This window comes from Burkholderia sp. Tr-20390, assembly GCF_017104595.1.
In the GTDB taxonomy this organism is placed as follows: Bacteria; Pseudomonadota; Gammaproteobacteria; order Burkholderiales; family Burkholderiaceae; genus Burkholderia.
This window is the reverse complement of record NZ_JAAGPC010000055.1, coordinates 1-17,766: the sequence shown is the minus strand read 5'-3', so window position 1 is coordinate 17,766 and position 17,766 is coordinate 1. Positions and strand designations below refer to the sequence as shown.

At 68.2% G+C, this 17,766-nt stretch carries 20 protein-coding genes; 17 read left to right on the top strand and 3 right to left on the bottom strand.

Annotation, left to right across the window (positions count from 1 at the left end; genetic code table 11):
- Window positions 1-43: 43 nt before the first annotated feature.
- The gene (gene trmB, locus G3N98_RS17250) at window positions 44-811 is read left to right on the top strand and encodes a tRNA (guanosine(46)-N7)-methyltransferase TrmB (RefSeq protein ID WP_089439409.1); all 768 of its coding nucleotides are present in this window, start codon (window positions 44-46) and stop codon (window positions 809-811) included.
- A 116-nt stretch (window positions 812-927) separates the two neighbouring features.
- Here trmB and G3N98_RS17245 read toward each other — a convergent pair whose 3' ends face one another.
- The 3 genes from G3N98_RS17245 to G3N98_RS17235 all read right to left on the bottom strand — a co-directional run bounded on the left by G3N98_RS17245 (window position 928) and on the right by G3N98_RS17235 (window position 2,744).
- A complete protein-coding gene (locus G3N98_RS17245; RefSeq protein WP_039367732.1) occupies window positions 928-1,758 on the bottom strand; it encodes an undecaprenyl-diphosphate phosphatase in 831 nt (276 codons plus the stop codon).
- An 81-nt stretch (window positions 1,759-1,839) separates the two neighbouring features.
- Window positions 1,840-2,421, bottom strand: coding sequence for a DUF1439 domain-containing protein (locus tag G3N98_RS17240; RefSeq protein ID WP_011351198.1), 582 nt, complete (start codon window positions 2,419-2,421; stop codon window positions 1,840-1,842).
- A complete protein-coding gene (locus G3N98_RS17235) occupies window positions 2,418-2,744 on the bottom strand; it encodes a YkgJ family cysteine cluster protein (protein ID WP_346779091.1) in 327 nt (108 codons plus the stop codon). The genes G3N98_RS17240 and G3N98_RS17235 overlap by 4 nt, the downstream gene beginning before the upstream one ends.
- A gap of 160 nt (window positions 2,745-2,904) precedes the next feature.
- Between G3N98_RS17235 and hemN the strand changes: the two genes are divergently transcribed.
- The 16 genes from hemN to ureG all read left to right on the top strand — a co-directional run bounded on the left by hemN (window position 2,905) and on the right by ureG (window position 17,597).
- Window positions 2,905-4,296: an oxygen-independent coproporphyrinogen III oxidase gene (gene hemN, locus G3N98_RS17230; protein ID WP_206148752.1), complete on the top strand. Its 1,392-nt coding sequence runs from the start codon at window positions 2,905-2,907 to the stop codon at window positions 4,294-4,296.
- A gap of 79 nt (window positions 4,297-4,375) precedes the next feature.
- On the top strand, window positions 4,376-4,633 hold the full coding sequence (locus tag G3N98_RS17225) for a hypothetical protein (protein ID WP_006488573.1): 258 nt from the start codon (window positions 4,376-4,378) through the stop codon (window positions 4,631-4,633).
- 104 nt (window positions 4,634-4,737) lie between these two features.
- Window positions 4,738-5,394, top strand: a complete 657-nt coding sequence (locus tag G3N98_RS17220; protein ID WP_089460533.1) for a protein-L-isoaspartate O-methyltransferase — start codon at window positions 4,738-4,740, stop codon at window positions 5,392-5,394.
- 14 nt (window positions 5,395-5,408) lie between these two features.
- Entirely contained in the window at window positions 5,409-5,732 is a 324-nt protein-coding gene (locus tag G3N98_RS17215) for a rhodanese-like domain-containing protein (protein WP_089424695.1), read from the top strand.
- A 423-nt stretch (window positions 5,733-6,155) separates the two neighbouring features.
- Window positions 6,156-7,463 (top strand): urea ABC transporter substrate-binding protein, encoded by a 1,308-nt coding sequence (urtA, locus tag G3N98_RS17210; protein ID WP_206148751.1) that lies wholly within the window; start codon window positions 6,156-6,158, stop codon window positions 7,461-7,463.
- Between the two features lie 148 nt (window positions 7,464-7,611).
- Window positions 7,612-9,231: an urea ABC transporter permease subunit UrtB gene (gene urtB, locus G3N98_RS17205; RefSeq protein ID WP_206148750.1), complete on the top strand. Its 1,620-nt coding sequence runs from the start codon at window positions 7,612-7,614 to the stop codon at window positions 9,229-9,231.
- Between the two features lies 1 nt (window position 9,232).
- Window positions 9,233-10,420, top strand: coding sequence for an urea ABC transporter permease subunit UrtC (urtC, locus tag G3N98_RS17200; protein ID WP_206148749.1), 1,188 nt, complete (start codon window positions 9,233-9,235; stop codon window positions 10,418-10,420).
- Window positions 10,417-11,274 carry an urea ABC transporter ATP-binding protein UrtD gene (gene urtD, locus G3N98_RS17195; RefSeq protein ID WP_175240614.1) on the top strand — a complete coding sequence of 286 codons (858 nt, stop codon included), beginning with the start codon at window positions 10,417-10,419 and terminating at the stop codon, window positions 11,272-11,274. The genes urtC and urtD overlap by 4 nt, the downstream gene beginning before the upstream one ends.
- A gap of 4 nt (window positions 11,275-11,278) precedes the next feature.
- Window positions 11,279-11,971: an urea ABC transporter ATP-binding subunit UrtE gene (gene urtE / locus G3N98_RS17190; protein ID WP_175240613.1), complete on the top strand. Its 693-nt coding sequence runs from the start codon at window positions 11,279-11,281 to the stop codon at window positions 11,969-11,971.
- Between the two features lie 195 nt (window positions 11,972-12,166).
- Window positions 12,167-13,042 (top strand): urease accessory protein UreD, encoded by an 876-nt coding sequence (locus tag G3N98_RS17185; RefSeq protein WP_206148748.1) that lies wholly within the window; start codon window positions 12,167-12,169, stop codon window positions 13,040-13,042.
- 236 nt (window positions 13,043-13,278) lie between these two features.
- Entirely contained in the window at window positions 13,279-13,581 is a 303-nt protein-coding gene (ureA, locus tag G3N98_RS17180; protein ID WP_006406310.1) for an urease subunit gamma, read from the top strand.
- A gap of 8 nt (window positions 13,582-13,589) precedes the next feature.
- The gene (locus G3N98_RS17175; protein WP_046545089.1) at window positions 13,590-13,895 is read left to right on the top strand and encodes an urease subunit beta; all 306 of its coding nucleotides are present in this window, start codon (window positions 13,590-13,592) and stop codon (window positions 13,893-13,895) included.
- Window positions 13,896-13,924: 29 nt separating this feature from the next.
- Window positions 13,925-15,631 carry an urease subunit alpha gene (gene ureC, locus G3N98_RS17170; protein ID WP_175240611.1) on the top strand — a complete coding sequence of 569 codons (1,707 nt, stop codon included), beginning with the start codon at window positions 13,925-13,927 and terminating at the stop codon, window positions 15,629-15,631.
- 22 nt (window positions 15,632-15,653) lie between these two features.
- The gene (gene ureE, locus G3N98_RS17165; protein WP_206148747.1) at window positions 15,654-16,265 is read left to right on the top strand and encodes an urease accessory protein UreE; all 612 of its coding nucleotides are present in this window, start codon (window positions 15,654-15,656) and stop codon (window positions 16,263-16,265) included.
- A complete protein-coding gene (locus tag G3N98_RS17160; protein WP_089473220.1) occupies window positions 16,252-16,932 on the top strand; it encodes an urease accessory UreF family protein in 681 nt (226 codons plus the stop codon). Before ureE ends, G3N98_RS17160 begins: the two co-directional genes overlap by 14 nt.
- A gap of 17 nt (window positions 16,933-16,949) precedes the next feature.
- On the top strand, window positions 16,950-17,597 hold the full coding sequence (ureG, locus tag G3N98_RS17155; protein ID WP_046196649.1) for an urease accessory protein UreG: 648 nt from the start codon (window positions 16,950-16,952) through the stop codon (window positions 17,595-17,597).
- Window positions 17,598-17,766: the final 169 nt, after the last annotated feature.

Below are 17,766 nucleotides of genomic sequence, written 5' to 3'. Positions count from 1 at the left end.
CGCAACGGGCCCTCGCCCGCAACCGAGCCTTTCTCTGTCACCGATGATGCACGACGATCCGAACGAAGCCGGCCTGCCGCCGCACGACGACGCCATTCCCGATGAAGCCGCCGAAGGCGCCGACGCAGTCAATCCGCTGCACCACCGCCGCATCCGCAGCTTCGTGACGCGCGCCGGCCGCGTGTCGACCGGCCAGCGCCGCGCGATGGACGAACTCGGCCCGCGCTTCGTGGTGCCGTATGCGCCGGAACTGCCCGACTGGAACGCCGTGTTCGGCCGCAGCGCACCGCGCATCCTCGAGATCGGCTTCGGCATGGGCGCATCGACCGCGGAAATCGCCGCGAACCGCCCCGGCGACGACTTCCTCGGCGTCGAGGTGCACGAACCGGGCGTCGGCGCGCTGCTGAAGCTGATCGGCGAGCAGGATCTGTCGAACATCCGCATCATCCAGCACGACGCGGTCGAAGTGCTCGAGCACATGCTCGCGCCGGAAAGCCTCGACGGCGTGCACATCTTCTTCCCCGACCCGTGGCACAAGGCGCGCCACCACAAGCGCCGGCTGATCCAGCCGCCGCTCGTCGCGCATCTCGCGTCGCGCCTGAAGCCCGGCGCGTACATTCACTGCGCGACCGACTGGCAGAACTACGCGGAACAGATGCTCGACGTGCTCGGCGCGGAGCCGACGCTCGAAAACACGGCCGCCGACTACGCGCCGCGCCCCGACTACCGCCCGGTGACGAAGTTCGAACGGCGCGGGCTGCGGCTCGGCCACGGCGTGTGGGACCTGGTGTTCCGCAAGCGCGCAGGCTGAGCCCTCCCGCTGAGTCGGGCGCACGCCGCCCTGCTCCGGACACGAAAAAGCCCGACCGGCCTACGCCGATCGGGCTTTTTCTTTCCATGCGAGACGCGCCGGCCTTCGTGTTCGCGTCACGCCCAGTTCAGCCAGCCGCTATACCCGACCAGCAGCACGAACAGCCCGAACGCGATCCGATACCACGCGAACACGGTGAAATCGTGCGACGCGACATAGCGCAGCAGCCAGCGCACGCACACGAACGCGCTGACGAATGCCGCGACGGCGCCCAGCACGAACAGGCCGAGCGAATCGACGGTGAATGCCTGCCAGTCCTTGACGGTTTCATAGAGCGTCGCGCCGAAGATGATCGGGATCGCGAGGAAGAACGAGAATTCGGTGGCAACGCGCCGGTCGAGGCCGAACAGCATCCCGCCGATGATCGTCGAGCCCGAGCGCGACATGCCGGGAATCAGCGCGAAGCACTGCGCGATGCCGACCTTGAGCGCGTCGAGCGGCGTCAGCGCATCGACCGACACCACGCGCGGCGGCTCGCTGCGCTCGCGCTGCCGCGCCTCGGCCCACAGGATGATCGCGCCGCCCACGACGAGCGCGAACGCAACGGGAACCGGCGAGAACAGCACGGCCTTGATCTTCTTCTCGAACAGAAGGCCGAGCGCAATGGCGGGAATCGTCGCGATCACGACGTTCAGCGTGAAGCGCCGCGCGTCGGGCCGGCTCGGCAGCCCGGACACGATGGACGCGATCCGTTGCCGGTATTCCCAGCAGACCGCGAGGATCGCGCCGAACTGGATCACGACGTCGAACGTCTTCGCGTGTGAATCGTTGAAATTCAGGAAGCTGCCCGCGACGATCAGGTGGCCGGTGCTCGACACCGGTAGGAATTCCGTCAGCCCCTCGACGACGCCGAGGATCAAAGCCTTGCAGATCAGGATCCAGTCCATCCGTGGCCCAACTCCGAAATGGTCGAATGAATGAGCCACTCTTCCGCGCGCGGCCCCCCTCCGGCCGAGCGCGGTGCGTCGTCACTTTTCGACGATCGCCACGCGTATGCCGTTTGTAAGAATCGTAATTGTACCGGGTTCGTAGTTCACCCCGGCAAATTGCAGCTGTTCGGGCTTGAACGTGTAGATCGGATAGTTGGTCAGCAACTGCGTCGCGAGCAGGCCGGCGGCCGCGCCGACCTGCTGCGCGTACATCTGCGCGTCGCCGTCGAGCGCGAGGCTGTCGACGGCCGGCGACTTCAGCACGACCGAGCGGCTCGGCGCGTCATAGGCCAGCTGGCCCGACACGGTGAACTTGCCGCTGACGGGCGCACGCAGGAACGGGCTCACGAAATGCGCGTCGAGCTGCACGGCCACGCGGTTCTGGTCGGGCAGCAGGTTGACGGCCGGGTTCGCGAGCGACACGTCGACGACCTGCGCGACCGTCTTCTGGTACGGGAACTTGCGCGCGACGGCTTTCTGCACGTCACCGCGCGAGAAGGTGTAGTGATCGGGGATGAACGGGAACGTCGACGCGCACGCGGCAAGCGAAAGCGTCACGCCGATGGCGCCGACGGTTGCGGCAAGAAAACGGCGCCGGCCGGGCGCGCAAGGTGCGGTCATGCTGAACACTCTCCTGGTTGCGACGGCCGCGTCGCGGCCTCGAGACGCGTGAGCCACGCGAGCGCGTCGTCGCGCGACGCGCCGCACATGTCCGCGGCCGGCTGCAGCCCGGAACAGCACGCGGGCCGCTCGGGGCGGCCGAAGATCCGGCAGCGCAGATCGTCGCCGAGCTGCACGCAGCGCACGCCGGCGGGCTTGCCGTCCGGCATGCCCGGAATCGGGCTGGAAATCGACGGCGCGATGCAGCACGCGCCGCAGCCCTCGCGGCACGCATGCGGCGGCGGGACGGTTGACGCCGGGCGGACAGGCAATTCGACGGACACTCGGCTCTCTCGAACGAACAACAAAAAACGGTGCGGCAACCGGACGCGGTGCCGGCAACCCTACCCCGCATTGTGCCATCGCCGGCTGCGACGTTATTACACAATGCAGCCCAATCGCGCGTTTATATACTCGAAAGCATCTAAAAAGCGCGAGACCGTCATGCATTCTGGTTCTGCCGACACACTGTTCCGTCCCGATTTGCTCACGAAATACGGCGCGAACGGGCCGCGCTATACGTCGTACCCCACCGCGCTGCAGTTCCGCGACGATTTCGACCCGGCCGACTACGTGCGCGCGGCAACCGACCCCGGTGCATCGTCGAGCGAGCTGTCGCTGTACTTCCACATCCCGTTCTGCAACACCGCGTGCTTCTACTGCGGCTGCAATAAGATCGCGACCAACAACCATCGCCGCGCGCGCCCGTATCTCGACCAGCTCAAGCGCGAGATGGCGCTGCAGGCCGCGCTGTTCGATCCCGCGCGCCCGGTCACGCAGCTGCACTGGGGCGGCGGCACGCCCACCTTCCTGTCCGACGACGAAACGGCCGAGCTGATGGCGGCCACCCGCGAGCACTTCGCGCTCGCGCCGGATGCCGACGCCGAATTCTCGATCGAGATCGACCCGCGCACGGTCACGCCCGCGACGCTCGTCCACCTGCGCAACATCGGCTTCAACCGGCTGAGCCTGGGCGTACAGGATTTCGATCCGGTCGTGCAGCAGGCGATCAACCGCATCCAGCCGCTGGCGATGACGGCCGACCTGCTCTCCGCCGCGCGCACGACGGGCTTTCATTCGGTGAGCGTCGACCTGATCTACGGGCTGCCGCACCAGACCGTGTCCGTGTTCGCGCGCACGCTCGAAACGATCATCGAACTCGCGCCCGACCGGCTGTCGGTGTTCGGCTACGCGCACATGCCGCACCTGTTCAAGATGCAGCGGCAGATCGACGACGCGACGCTGCCGCCGCCGGAAACGCGCATCGCGCTGCTCGGCCTCGCGATCGACATGCTGACGTCGGCCGGCTACGTGTACATCGGGATGGACCACTTCGCGCGGCCGTCCGACGAACTCGTGCGGGCGCAGAAGAACGGCACGCTGCAGCGCAATTTCCAGGGCTACAGCACGCGCGCGGATACCGACCTCGTCGGCTTCGGCGTGTCGTCGATCGGCAAGGTCGGCGACGTCTACGCGCAGAACGCGAAGGACCTGCCCGCGTACGGCGCCGCGCTCGACGCGGGCCGGCTGCCGATCACTCGCGGCGTGCGGCTCACGCCCGACGACCGGCTGCGCCGCGACGTGATCACGCAGCTGATGTGCAACCTCGACCTGCCGTTCTCTCACGTCGAGGCCGCGCACGGCATCCGCTTCGCCGACCATTTCGCGCGCGAACTCGACGCGTTGCGCCCGTTCGAGCGCGACGGGCTGCTGACGATCGCGGCCGACCGCCTGACGATCCATCCGGCCGGCCGAATGGTCGTGCGCAACATCGCGATGGCATTCGACGCATATCTCGGCCAGACGCCGCAGCAGCGCTACTCGCGCACGGTCTGAGCCCGACGGGCCCGGCGGCCCGCACGCGGGCGGCCGGTTTGATACAGTGTGGGGCTTACGCCCCGCCAGAATCCGCACGATGCGCACCACCAAAGCGACCCACGCGGTCGAACGCCTGAAGACCCGCTCCGGCAACCCGCAATTCGCGGCCGTCGCGATGGCGGGCGGCCTGTTTTATCTCGTCGACCGCTCCGGCGGCACCGCCGAAAAGCGCTGCGAGCCGCTGCCGCTCGACGAGTTCGTCAAGTTCGTCGACGAATTCGGCCCCAAAAAGCCGCGCAAGGCGAGCAAGCTCGACCTCGCGTTCGAGGCGCAGATCAAGAAGAGTAAGGGGTAAAGGTCTGTTGCAGGCCGCCTGAAGGCTTCGCGGCCGCCCCCTTTGGTACAATCACGAAGTTTCTCTATCCCCGCTGATGGCCGACGAGGCTGCGTGACCACACCATGAATATCGAAAACGCGCGTTTCAACATGATCGAACAACAGATCCGGCCGTGGGACGTGCTGGATCTCGACGTCCTGGGCCTGCTGTCGATCGTCAAGCGTGAAAACTACGTTCAGGCCGAATACCGCGATCTCGCGTTCGCCGACCTCGAACTGCCGCTGCCCGGCGGCAACAGCAAGATGCTGTTCCCGCGCGTCGAAGCGCGCGTGCTGCAGGAGCTGACGGTCAAGAAGCACGAGAACGTGCTCGTGATCGGCGCCGGCTCCGGCTACCTGGCTGCGCTGTTCGCGCACCGCGCGCAGCACGTGACGGCCGTCGAGATCGATCCGACCAACGCGAAGTTCGCGGAAGACAACCTGCGCAACGACGGCGTGACCAACGCGGAAGTCGTCCTCGGCGACGGTTCCCGCGGCTGGGCCGGCAAGGCGCCGTATGACGTGATCTGCGTGGCGGGCGGCCTGCCCGTCGTGCCGCAGGAAATGCTCGAACAGCTGAAGGTCGGCGGCCGCCTCGCGGCATTCGTCGGCGGCCGTCCGGTGATGAAGGCGCAGATCATCACGCGCATCGACGACAAGCAGTACCGCGTCGCCGACGTGTTCGAAACGTACATCGACCACCTCGTCAACGCGATCGAGCCGTCGCGCTTCAAGTTCTGAGCGGCGGAGCGACCATGCAGATCCTGACGGCCGCGATGCTCGCGGAATGGCTCGGCGACAAGGCGCGCCCCGCGCCGGTCGTGCTCGACGTGCGCGAACCGTGGGAAATCGCGACCGCGCATATCGCCGGCAGCGTATCGATCCCGATGCAGCAGATTCCCGCGCGCAGCGAGGAGCTCGACGACGAAGCGGAAATCGTCTGCGTGTGCCATCACGGGATGCGCAGCGCGCAGGTCGCGATGTTCCTCGAATCGCGCGGCTTCACGAAGTTGTACAACCTGCAAGGCGGGATCGACGCGTGGTCGCGCGACGTCGATCCGGCCGTACCGCGCTACTGATCCTGCCCGCGGCGCATCACGCGCCGCCGCGCCGATCGGCACCCTGCCGCCGGCCGCACTGATCCCCCGAACGGGCACGCATCGCGTGCCCGTTTCTCTTTTCCGCTCCGGTCAGCCACCTCAACAGCGCCGCGCCCGCGCCCTGCCTGCGCGGTGCGAAGTCATGGTGCACGACGGCTCCCGCACCGCGTGCAGGTGCAGGCACCGGAACGGGGAACCCTGACCGTGCACCATTTGCGCCCGTGAACCTGCACCGCGACGGACCGCGCATGCTGCACGACGCGTCATGCGCACCGTCCCGACGCCCCGCATCGCCCCGCGCAGGCACGCCGGACGTGCATCCGCACGACTGGCACATGCCTTGCGTTACTCGTTGGCCGACGCCTTCACGGCGCGCATATCCAACACGACAAGGGGATCCCGATGAAACGTCGCAGTCTGTTGAAGTTCGGTTCGATGGCCGGCGCACTCGCGCTCGCGGGCAAGAGCCCGTTCGCTCATGCGGCTGACGCGGGCACCGGCCCGATCAAGGTCGGCATCCTGCATTCGCTGTCGGGCACGATGGCGATCTCGGAGACGTCGCTGAAGGACACCGCGTTGATGACGATCGCCGACATCAACAAGAGCGGCGGCGTGATGGGCCGCAAGCTCGAGCCGGTGGTGGTCGATCCCGCGTCGAACTGGCCGCTGTTCGCGGAGAAGGCGCGCCAGCTGCTCACGCAGGACAAGGTCGCGTGCGTGTTCGGCTGCTGGACGTCGGTGTCGCGCAAGTCGGTGCTGCCGGTGTTCGAGGAACTGAACGGCCTCCTCTACTATCCGGTGCAGTACGAAGGCGAGGAAATGTCGCGCAACGTGTTCTATACGGGCGCCGCGCCGAATCAGCAGGCGATCCCGGCCGTCGAGTACCTGATGGGCGCGGAAGGCGGCGGCGCGAAGCGCTTCTTCCTGCTCGGTACCGACTACGTGTATCCGCGCACGACCAACAAGATCCTGCGCGCGTTCCTGAAATCGAAGGGCGTGAAGGACGCCGATATTCAGGAGGTCTACACGCCGTTCGGCCATAGCGACTATCAGACCATCGTCGCAAACATCAAGAACTTCTCGCAAGGCGGCAAGACGACCGTGATCTCGACGATCAACGGCGACTCGAACGTACCGTTCTACAAGGAGCTCGGCAACCAGGGGATCAAGGCGACCGACGTGCCGGTCGTCGCGTTCTCGGTCGGCGAGGAAGAGCTGCGCGGGATCGACACGAAGCCGCTCGTCGGCCACCTCGCCGCATGGAACTACTTCATGTCGGTGAAGAACCCGACCAACACGAAGTTCAAGGACCAGTTCGCCGCGTGGGTGAAGGCGAACAACCTGCCGGGCGGCGCGAAGCGCGTGACCAACGACCCGATGGAAGCGACCTACGTCGGCATCCACATGTGGAAGCAGGCCGTCGAGAAGGCGAAGAGCACCGACGTCGACAAGGTGCGCGTCGCGATGATCGGCCAGACGGTGGCCGCACCGTCGGGCTTCAAGCTCGCGATGGACGGCAACCATCACCTGCACAAGCCGGTGATGATCGGCGAAATTCGCGGCGACGGGCAATTCAACGTGGTGTGGAAGACCAAGACCGCGGTGCGCGCGCAACCGTGGAGCCCGTTCATCGCAGGCAACCAGGGCAAGCCGGACATCGTCAGCTCGATTCCGGCGTTCCTGCGCCGGCAGCGCGCGGCGCTCGCCTGATGCCGGGCGGCGCGTCGCGCTTCACGCGCGACGTGCCGCTCGCACGCCGATGCCCAACCCGATGCGCCGGCCGCGCTTGCCGTGACGAACCGCACGCGCCCGCGCATCGCCCCCGCATCCGCTTCCCCACGCCCGACAGGATTTCCCGATGCCTACACGCTTTCGCCGAGCCGCCGCCGCGATCGTCGCGTGCGCTGCCCTCGCGGGCGGGTTGCCGCACGCCGCGTTCGCGCTGACGGCCACCGATACCGCCGCGCTCGCCGGCGACGACTTCGATGCGAAGACGGCCGCGATCGAACGGCTCGCCGCCGACGCCGATCCGCGCGCCGTCGCGCTGCTCAACGCGCTGTCGACCGGTGACGCGCTCGCGACCGGCGACGGCCGCCTGCTGATCCAGACCGGGGACACCGCACACGACGCGCTCACGCAGGCCGCGACGCCGGCCGGCGACGCCCAGCCCGTGATGCTGAACAACCTGCTGCGCACGAAGATTACGGGCGCGCTGTCGGGGCTCGCGCTCGCGTCGCCCGACGTCGCCGCACGCCGCGACGCGATCGACGCGTTGCTGAAATCGCCCGACCCGGCGCTCAAGCCGATGATCGACCGCGCCCGTGCGAAGGAAACCGATCCCGCGCTGAAACGCCGCCTCGATGCGTTGTGGGCGATCGCCGCGCTGCACGATGCCGATCCGGCGAAGCGCCTCGAAGCCGTGCAGGTGGTGGCCGCGCGCCACGACCTCGACATGATCGAGCAGTTGCGCCCGCTCGTCGCGAAGAACGCCGACGGCAGCTATGCGGAGCCCGACGCGCGCGTGCGCGACGCCGCACAGCAGGGTCTCGACACGCTGCACGCGTTGCAGCGCCGCGGCGAGATCGTCGGCACGCTGTTCGCCGGGCTGTCGCTCGGCAGCGTGCTGCTGCTCGCCGCACTCGGCCTCGCGATCACGTACGGGCTGATCGGTGTGATCAACATGGCGCACGGCGAATTCCTGATGATCGGTGCGTACGCAACCTATGTCGTGCAGACGCTGATCCAGCGCTACGCGCCCGGCGCGTTCGACTGGTATCCGCTGGTCGCGGTGCCCGTGTCGTTCGTGACGGCCGCGCTCGTCGGCATCGTGCTCGAACGGCTCGTGCTGCGACACCTGTACGGCCGCCCGCTCGAGACGCTGCTCGCCACCTTCGGCGTGAGCCTGATCCTGATCCAGGCGACGCGGATGCTGTTCGGCGCGCAGAACGTGCAGGTCGTGAACCCGTCGTGGATGAGCGGCGGCGTGACCGTGATGCAGAACCTGATCCTGCCGTACAACCGGCTCGCGATCCTCGCCTTCGCGCTCGCCGTCGTATTCGTCGCGTGGGCCGTGCTGACGAAGACGCGGCTCGGCCTGTTCGTGCGCGCGGTCACGCAGAACCGCCGGATGGCCGCGTGCGTCGGCGTGAAGACCGCGCGCGTCGACGCGTATGCGTTCGCGTTCGGCGCGGGCATCGCGGGCCTCGGCGGCTGCGCGCTGTCGCAGATCGGCAACGTGGGCCCCGACCTCGGCCAGAACTACATCATCGATTCGTTCATGGCGGTCGTGCTCGGCGGCGTCGGGCAGATCGCCGGCACCGTGCTCGGCGGCTTCGGGCTCGGCCTCGCGAGCAAGGCGATCGAGCCGTTCTGGGGCGCCGTGCTCGCGAAGATCGCGGTGCTCGTGATGATCGTGCTGTTCATCCAGAAACGTCCGCAGGGCATGTTCGCCCCGAAGGGCCGCAGTGCGGAGGCTTGACGTGACTTCATTCACTCACTCGTTGTCCAACCCGGCCGCCGATGCGCCGAAGCCCGCTGCCACCGCGCGTGCGGAAGAGCGCTTCGCGCTCGGCCTGCCGCCCCGCCCCGCACTGCTGTCGCGGCGCGCTTGGCTCGCGCTGATCGCGCTGTGCGTCGCGATCGGCATCGGCGTGCCGCTCGCCGCGCTCGTCGCGCCCGAGTCGAGCGCGTTCCATCTGTCCGCGTACGCGATGACGCTCACCGGCAAGCTGATGTGCTACGCGATCGCCGCGCTCGCACTCGATCTCGTGTGGGGCTACTGCGGGATCCTGAGCCTCGGCCACGGGCTGTTCTTCGCGCTCGGCGGCTATGCGATCGGCATGTACCTGATGCGCGAGATCGGCCGCGACGGCAAGTACGGCAGCGACCTGCCCGACTTCATGGTGTTCCTCGACTGGCACCAGTTGCCGTGGTACTGGAGCGGCACGCAGCATCTCGCGTGGGCGCTCGCGCTCGTCGTGCTCGTGCCGGCCGTGCTCGCGTGGGTGTTCGGCTTCTTCACGTTCCGCTCGCGCGTGAAGGGTGTGTACTTGTCGATCATCACGCAGGCCATGACGTTCGCCGCGATGCTGCTGTTCTATCGCAACGAGACCGGCTTCGGCGGCAACAACGGCTTCACCGACTTCAAGCGCATCGCGGGCTTCACGATCACGTCGCCCGGCACGCGCACGGTGCTGTTGCTGCTGACGTTCGCGACGCTCGTGCTCGCGTTCATCGCCGCGCGCGCGATCGTCACCAGCAAGCTCGGGCGTGTCGTCACCGCGGTGCGCGACGGCGAGACGCGGCTGATGTTCCTCGGCTACAGCCCGCTCGCGTACAAGCTGTTCGTGTGGACGGTGTCGGCCGTGCTGTGCGGCATCGCGGGCGCGCTGTACGTGCCGCAGGTCGGCATCATCAACCCCGGCGAGATGTCGCCCGGCAACTCGATCGAGATGGCGATCTGGGTCGCGGTGGGAGGACGCGGCACGCTGATCGGGCCGATCGTCGGCGCGTTCGCGGTGAACGGCGCGAAGAGCCTGTTTACCGCATACTTCGCCGAATACTGGCTGTTCTTCCTCGGCCTGATCTTCGTGCTGGTGCCGCTGCTGCTGCCGCGCGGGATCATGGGCCTCGTCGAAACCGTGCTCGCGAAGGGGAAACGCGCATGAACGGAACGGCCCTCTACCAATTCACGCCGCCGCCCGAGGACGAAGGGCGGGCCGTCAGCGGCACCGCGTCGATGGGGCGCGTGGTGCCGGCCGGCATCGACACGTCGCACGGCACGATCCTCTACCTCGAGGATATCGAGGTGAGCTTCGACGGCTTCCGCGCGCTGAAGAAGCTGTCGCTCGCGATCGACGCGGGCGAGCTGCGCTGCGTGATCGGCCCGAACGGCGCGGGCAAGACGACGATGATGGACGTGATCACCGGCAAGACGCGCCCCGATGCGGGCAAGGTGTTTCTCGGCCAGACGATCGACCTCGCGCGGATGAACGAGCCCGAAATCGCGCGCGCGGGCATCGGCCGCAAGTTCCAGAAGCCGACCGTGTTCGAACAGCATCCGGTGTGGGAGAACCTCGAGCTCGCGATGCAGACCGACAAGGGCTGGCTCGCATCGCTGCGTGCAAAGCTCGATCGCCCCGCGCAGGCGAAGATCGAGGAGACGCTCGCGCTGATCGGCCTCGAAAGCCAGGCCTTTCGCGCGGCCGGCGAGCTGTCGCACGGGCAGAAGCAGCGGCTCGAGATCGGCATGCTGCTGATGCAGCGCCCCGCGCTGCTGCTGCTCGACGAGCCGGCGGCCGGGATGACCGACCACGAGACGATGGAGCTCGCCGAGCTGCTGAACACGCTGCGCGGCACCTGCTCGATGATGGTCGTCGAGCACGACATGGAATTCGTCGCGGCGCTCGCGGGCGACACGGGCCGCGTGACGGTGATGGCCGAAGGCGCGGTGCTCGCGCAAGGCACGCTCGACCAGGTCAAGCGCGACGACGCGGTGATCGAGTCTTACCTTGGACGATGATGCGATGCTGAAAATCGATGCACTGAACCAGTACTACGGCGGCAGCCATATCCTGCGCAACGTGAGCCTCGCCGCCGACGACGGCAAGCTCACCGTGCTGCTCGGCCGCAACGGCGTCGGCAAGAGCACGCTGCTGCGCTGCCTGATGGGCGTCGTCGCCGCGAAGAGCGGCAGCGTGTCGTGGCGCGGCACGGCGCTCGGCGCGATGCCGCCGTATGCGCGCGTCGCGGCCGGGCTCGCGTACGTGCCGCAGGGCCGCGACATCTTTCCGCGGCTGACCGTCGAGGAAAACCTGCTCGTCGGCGCCGCGAGCCGCAAGGCGCCGTCCAAGGTGCCCGACCGCATCTACGACCTGTTCCCGGTGCTGAAGGACATGCGCGCGCGACGCGGCGGCGACCTGTCGGGCGGCCAGCAGCAGCAGCTCGCGATCGGCCGCGCGCTGATGAGCGAGCCGCAGCTGCTGATCCTCGACGAGCCGACCGAAGGCATCCAGCCGTCGATCATCCAGGACATCGGCCGCACGCTGCGCCAGCTCGTCGACGAATCGAAGATGACCGTGCTGCTCGTCGAACAGTATTACGATTTCGCCCAATCGATCGCCGACCGCTACTGGGTGATGAGCCGCGGCGAGATCGTCGCGGGCGGCGACGCGCAGGACATGGAAGCGAACGGCGTGCGCGAGCTGATCGCGGTGTAACGGGAAAGGCGGCCCGGAGCGGCATCGCTTCCGGCCATCGCTTCGGCACCTCGTCGACCGGCGCATGTCGGGCGCACGCCGGCGAAGCGGCTCGGCGCGAGATCGCGCGTTACCCCGCGCTGCAGCGCGGGTACCGCAGCGTATATTGTTGCGGTAGCATCCTCGTTCCCCGCGCCCGTCCCCTGCTTCCCGCCGATGTCCGCCCCCGATTCCCACGCCCCGCTGTCCCGCCCCGCCGTCGCCAAGTCGTGGCGCGGCCGCCTCGAACTCGGCTTCGAGCGGCACGGCGCGCGCACGACGCTCGCGCACCGGCTGCACGACGGCCCGCTGCGCGTGCAGCGACCGCTGTACCCGGAAGGCGATGCGATCTGCCACGCGGTGATCGTCCACCCGCCGGGCGGCGTCGCGGGCGGCGACCGGCTCGACATCGACATCGCGCTCGGCGACGGCACGCACGCGGTGCTGACCACGCCCGGCGCGACCAAGTGGTACAAGTCGAACGGGCTGGACGCGACACAGCGCATCGGCATCACGGTCGGCGAACACGCGAAGCTCGACTGGCTGCCGCAGAACAACCTGTTCTTCGACGCGGCGCATGCGTCGCTCGCTTTCACGGTCAAGCTCGGCGCGGGCGCCAGCGCGATCGGCTGGGACGCAACGCAGCTCGGCCGGCAGGCGGCCGGCGAAACCTGGTCGGCGGGCCGCATCGCGTCGACTTCGGCGCTCGTCGATGCCGACGGCCGGCCGCTGTGGACCGAGCGCGCGCTGCTCGATGCGCACGACCCGCTGCGCGGCGCGCTGCAGGGTCTCGCCGGCTTTCCCGCGTACGGCACGCTGTGGGCCGCCGGCGCCGCGTGCGACGCCGCGCTCGCCGAATCGCTCGCCGCGCGGATGCCGTTCGATGGCACGCTACGTGCGGGCGCGACTTGCGTGACGCCGGGTGTCGTGCTGATCCGCGCGCTGTCGACGTCGATGGAAGCGCTGCAACGGCACTTCACCGATTGCTGGCTGCACCTGCGGCCGATCGTGCACGGCGTCGACGCACGGCCGCTGCGTCTCTGGCAAACCTGAGCGCGGTCATACCACGCACCGTTTCGGCGCAGCGTCGCGGCGGATGCTGCACGTTGCCCATGCATCGCGCACCACAAGCGCGCATCGCACCGCGTTCCATGCACATGGCACGCGCCTTGCTCCTTACATAACCGATACACGACGCACGCAAAACAGCGCGGTGCTACGATGAACCGCGCGTTCGCCCCGTTGCGCACGCACCGATAACAATTACGTTTTCCTGAACGTTTGCCTTCATGAAACTGACTCCCCGCGAGAAGGACAAGCTGCTGATCTTCACGGCGGCGTTGCTGGCCGAGCGCCGTCGCGCACGCGGCCTGAAGCTCAACTATCCGGAGGCGGTCGCCTTCATCACCGCCGCGCTGATGGAAGCCGCGCGCGACGGCAAGACGGTCGCCGAGGTGATGCACTACGGCACGACGCTGCTCACGCGCGACGACGTGATGGACGGCGTGCCGGAGATGATTCCCGACATCCAGGTCGAGGCGACCTTCCCCGACGGCACGAAGCTCGTGACCGTCCATCACCCGATTCCGTGAGGCCCCGCATGATCCCCGGCGAAATCCTCACCGACGACGGCGAACACGAACTGAACGCGGGCCGCGCGACGCTGACGCTCGTCGTCGCGAACACCGGCGACCGCCCGGTGCAGGTCGGCTCGCACTACCACTTCTTCGAAGTCAACGACGCACTGTCGTTCGACCGCGCGGCCGCGCGCGGCTTTCGCCTGAACATCGCGGCCGGCACCGCGGTGCGCTTCGAGCCGGGCCAGACGCGCACCGTCGAGCTGGTCGCGCTCGCGGGCGATCGTGCCGTCTACGGTTTTCAGGGCAAGGTGATGGGGCCGCTCTAAGCCGCGCCCCGCTCTTCAGGAACAGCACCATGACACTACGCTTGAGCCGCCGCGCGTACGCGGAAATGTTCGGGCCGACGACGGGCGACCGCGTCCGGCTCGCCGATACCGACCTGCTGATCGAGATCGAACGCGATTTCACGACCTACGGCGAGGAAGTGAAATTCGGCGGCGGGAAAGTGATCCGCGACGGGATGGGCCAGTCGCAGCGCGTGGCCGCCGACGTGCCCGACACGATCATCACGAACGCGGTGATCCTCGATCACTGGGGCATCGTGAAGGCCGACATCGCGATCAAGCACGGCCGTATCGCCGCGATCGGCAAGGCCGGCAACCCGGACATCCAGCCGGGCGTGACGATCGCGATCGGCGCCGCGACCGAAGTGATCGCGGGCGAAGGGCTGATCGTGACGGCCGGCGGCATCGACACGCACATCCACTTCATCAGCCCGCAGCAGATCGACGAGGCGCTCGCGTCGGGCGTCACGACGATGCTCGGCGGCGGCACGGGGCCGGCCACCGGCACCAACGCGACGACCTGCACGCCGGGCCCGTGGCACATGGAGCGGATGCTGCAGGCCGCCGACGGCTGGCCGATCAACCTCGGCTTTCTCGGCAAGGGCAATGCGAGCCTGCCGCAGCCGCTCGTCGAGCAGATCGCGGCCGGCGCGATCGGGCTGAAGCTGCATGAGGACTGGGGCACGACGCCCGCGGCGATCGACAACTGCCTGTCCGTCGCCGACGACACCGACACGCAGGTCGCGATCCACACCGACACGCTGAACGAAGGCGGCTTCGTCGAATCGACGGTCGCCGCGTTCAAGGGCCGCACGATCCACACGTACCACACCGAAGGCGCGGGCGGCGGCCATGCGCCCGACATCCTGAAGGTGTGCGGCGAGGCGAACGTGCTGCCGTCGTCGACCAACCCGACGCGCCCGTACACGATCAACACGCTCGACGAGCATCTCGACATGCTGATGGTGTGCCATCACCTCGATCCGTCGATCGCCGAGGATCTCGCGTTCGCCGAATCGAGGATCCGCCGCGAGACGATCGCGGCCGAGGACATCCTGCACGATCTCGGCGCGCTGTCGATGCTGTCGTCCGACTCGCAGGCGATGGGCCGCGTCGGCGAGGTGATCATCCGCACCTGGCAGACCGCGCACAAGATGAAGGTGCAGCGCGGCGCGCTGCCGGAAGACGGCACGCGCAACGACAATTTCCGCGCGAAGCGCTACGTCGCGAAGTACACGATCAACCCGGCGCTCACGCACGGCATCGCGCATGAAGTCGGCTCGATCGAGCCCGGCAAGTGGGCCGACCTCGTGCTGTGGGAGCCGGCGTTCTTCGGGATCAAGCCGACGATGATCCTGAAGGGCGGGATGATCGCGATGGCGCAGATGGGCGACCCGAACGCGTCGATTCCCACGCCGCAGCCGGTCCACTATCGCGAGATGTTCGCCACCCGCGGCGGCGCGCTCGCGCGCACGTCGCTGACCTTCGTGTCGCAGATGGCCGCCGATGCGGGCATCGCGGAACGCTACGGGCTCGCGAAGCAGATCGTGCCGGTGCGCAACTGCCGCAACGTGACGAAGGCCGACATGATCCACAACGCGTGGCGCCCGTCGATCAGCGTCGACCCCGAAACCTACGACGTGATCGCCGACGGCCAGTTGCTCACCTGCGAGCCGGCTACCGTACTACCGATGGCGCAGCGCTATTTCCTGTTCTGACCTGATTGCCGGCTTTCGATTCATGCGCACCCTCGACAAACGCATTGCCCCGAACGTGAAACTCGCCGCGTCGCTCGTCGCGCGCGCGCCGACGCTCACGCTCGCCTATGACGCCCGCTGCAAGAGCCGCCTCGCGGCGACGCTCGACACCGGCGAGGACGTCGCGGTCCTGCTGCCGCGCGGCACGATCCTGCGCGACGGCGACGTGCTCGTCGCCGACGACGGCGCGCTCGTGCGCGTCGCCGCGGCGCCCGAGACCGTGCTGCGCGTGCACGCGGCCGACCCGCTCACGCTGATGCGCGCCGCATACCACCTCGGCAACCGCCACACGCCGGTCGAGATCGGCGACGGCTACCTGAAGCTCGAAGCCGACCCGGTGCTCGCGGACATGCTGCGCCGGCTCGGCACGCAGGTCGAGGAGACCCTTGCGCCGTTCCAGCCGGAAGCCGGCGCGTACGGCGGCGGCCACAAGCACGGGCACGACGCGACCTTCGCCGAGGATTACGCGCTCGCGCAGCAGGTGTTCGGCGAGCATCACGGCCACGCGCATTCCCATTCGCACGACCACGACCACGACCACGACCATCAGCATGGTCCAGGTTGCGCGCACGGCCACGGCCATGACCACCACTGAACTCGTCGCGCTGCTGCACCTTGCATCTCCGGCGCTGCCGATCGGCGCGTTCAGCTATTCGCAGGGGCTCGAAGCGGCGCTCGACGCGAACCTGATTCACGACGCCGATACCGCGCGCGACTGGATCGCGAGCGGCCTGACCGACGTGCTCGCGCACGGCGAGCTGCCGTTCCTCGCACATCAACTCGCGCGCTGGCACGCGCACGACGCGCCGGCGCTCGCGGCCGAGAATGCGTGGTTCATCGCGAGCCGCGAATCGGCAGAACTGCGCCGCGAGACCGAACAGATGGGCTGGTCGCTCGCACAGCTCTGCGCATCGCTCGAATGGGGCGATGGCGCACGCCGCGCGACGCTCGCGGCGATTGCGCCGATCGCGCTGCCCACCGCATTCGCGTACGCAGCCGCCGCGCACGACGCGAGCGCCGATGCGGTGCTCGCCGCGTACGCATTCGGCTGGGTCGAGAACCAGACGTCCGCCGCGCTGAAGGCCGTGCCGCTCGGCCAGCTCGCCGGGCAACGCATCATCGTCGCGCTGCGCGGCGCGATCGACGCGGCCGTGCGCCGCGCGCTCGCGACGCCGCCCGACGCCGTCAACACGTTCGCGCCGCAGCTCGGCATCCTGTCCGCGCGGCACGAAACCCAGTATTCGCGGTTGTTCCGCTCCTGAACCCGACGCTACCCGCCATGAACGCACCTGCTCCCTCCTCCGCCCGCCGCACGAAGAAACTGCCGCCGCTGCGCGTCGGCATCGGCGGCCCCGTCGGCTCCGGCAAGACCACGCTGCTCGAAATGCTGTGCAAGGCGATGCGCGACAAATACGACCTCGTCGCGATCACCAATGACATCTATACGAAGGAAGACCAGCGGCTGCTGACGGTCGCGGGCGCACTGCCCGAGGAGCGCATCATGGGCGTCGAGACGGGCGGCTGCCCGCACACGGCGATCCGCGAGGACGCGTCGATCAACCTCGAGGCCGTCGACCGGATGCTGTCGCGCTTTCCCGACGCCGACATCGTGTTCATCGAATCGGGCGGCGACAATCTCGCGGCGACCTTCAGCCCCGAGCTGTCGGACCTGACGATCTACGTGATCGACGTCGCGGGCGGCGAGAAGATTCCACGCAAGGGCGGCCCCGGCATCACGAAGTCCGACCTGCTCGTGATCAACAAGACGGATCTCGCGCCGCTGGTCGGCGCGAACCTCGACGTGATGGCGTCCGACACGAAGAAGATGCGCGGCGAGCGGCCTTACGTGATGACGAACCTGAAGGCGCTCGAAGGCGTCGCGGACGTGATCGCGTTCATCGAGAAGAAGGGTTTGCTGACGGTCTGAGCGACGTGGCGGCGCCTCGCGGTGCCGCCACGCGGGCTTCCGGCGGCATGGCGCCGCCTTCGTCTAGTCGTCGGACGGGTCCTGCGTGTCCTGCAGCGCGCGCCCGCCGCGCTCGGCGGGCGGCAACAGTGCCGCGAGCACGTCGACCGTGCGCGCGGTCGCGCCGCGA

What these genes read in the sequence shown, in the direction of transcription:
- G3N98_RS17185 (WP_206148748.1), top strand. Translation starts at nt 12,167, where the DNA reads ATGTCCGCCCCCGATTCCCACGCCCCGCTGTCCCGCCCCGCCGTCGCC.
- G3N98_RS17160 (WP_089473220.1), top strand. Translation starts at nt 16,252, where the DNA reads ATGACCACCACTGAACTCGTCGCGCTGCTGCACCTTGCATCTCCGGCG.
- urtD (WP_175240614.1), top strand. Translation starts at nt 10,417, where the DNA reads ATGAACGGAACGGCCCTCTACCAATTCACGCCGCCGCCCGAGGACGAA.
- G3N98_RS17215 (WP_089424695.1), top strand. Translation starts at nt 5,409, where the DNA reads ATGCAGATCCTGACGGCCGCGATGCTCGCGGAATGGCTCGGCGACAAG.
- ureG (WP_046196649.1), top strand. Translation starts at nt 16,950, where the DNA reads ATGAACGCACCTGCTCCCTCCTCCGCCCGCCGCACGAAGAAACTGCCG.
- urtB (WP_206148750.1), top strand. Translation starts at nt 7,612, where the DNA reads ATGCCTACACGCTTTCGCCGAGCCGCCGCCGCGATCGTCGCGTGCGCT.
- G3N98_RS17245 (WP_039367732.1), bottom strand. Translation starts at nt 1,758, where the DNA reads ATGGACTGGATCCTGATCTGCAAGGCTTTGATCCTCGGCGTCGTCGAG.
- urtA (WP_206148751.1), top strand. Translation starts at nt 6,156, where the DNA reads ATGAAACGTCGCAGTCTGTTGAAGTTCGGTTCGATGGCCGGCGCACTC.
- ureE (WP_206148747.1), top strand. Translation starts at nt 15,654, where the DNA reads ATGCGCACCCTCGACAAACGCATTGCCCCGAACGTGAAACTCGCCGCG.
- ureC (WP_175240611.1), top strand. Translation starts at nt 13,925, where the DNA reads ATGACACTACGCTTGAGCCGCCGCGCGTACGCGGAAATGTTCGGGCCG.
- trmB (WP_089439409.1), top strand. Translation starts at nt 44, where the DNA reads ATGATGCACGACGATCCGAACGAAGCCGGCCTGCCGCCGCACGACGAC.
- G3N98_RS17240 (WP_011351198.1), bottom strand. Translation starts at nt 2,421, where the DNA reads ATGACCGCACCTTGCGCGCCCGGCCGGCGCCGTTTTCTTGCCGCAACC.
- ureA (WP_006406310.1), top strand. Translation starts at nt 13,279, where the DNA reads ATGAAACTGACTCCCCGCGAGAAGGACAAGCTGCTGATCTTCACGGCG.
- urtE (WP_175240613.1), top strand. Translation starts at nt 11,279, where the DNA reads ATGCTGAAAATCGATGCACTGAACCAGTACTACGGCGGCAGCCATATC.
- G3N98_RS17175 (WP_046545089.1), top strand. Translation starts at nt 13,590, where the DNA reads ATGATCCCCGGCGAAATCCTCACCGACGACGGCGAACACGAACTGAAC.
- G3N98_RS17220 (WP_089460533.1), top strand. Translation starts at nt 4,738, where the DNA reads ATGAATATCGAAAACGCGCGTTTCAACATGATCGAACAACAGATCCGG.
- hemN (WP_206148752.1), top strand. Translation starts at nt 2,905, where the DNA reads ATGCATTCTGGTTCTGCCGACACACTGTTCCGTCCCGATTTGCTCACG.
- G3N98_RS17225 (WP_006488573.1), top strand. Translation starts at nt 4,376, where the DNA reads ATGCGCACCACCAAAGCGACCCACGCGGTCGAACGCCTGAAGACCCGC.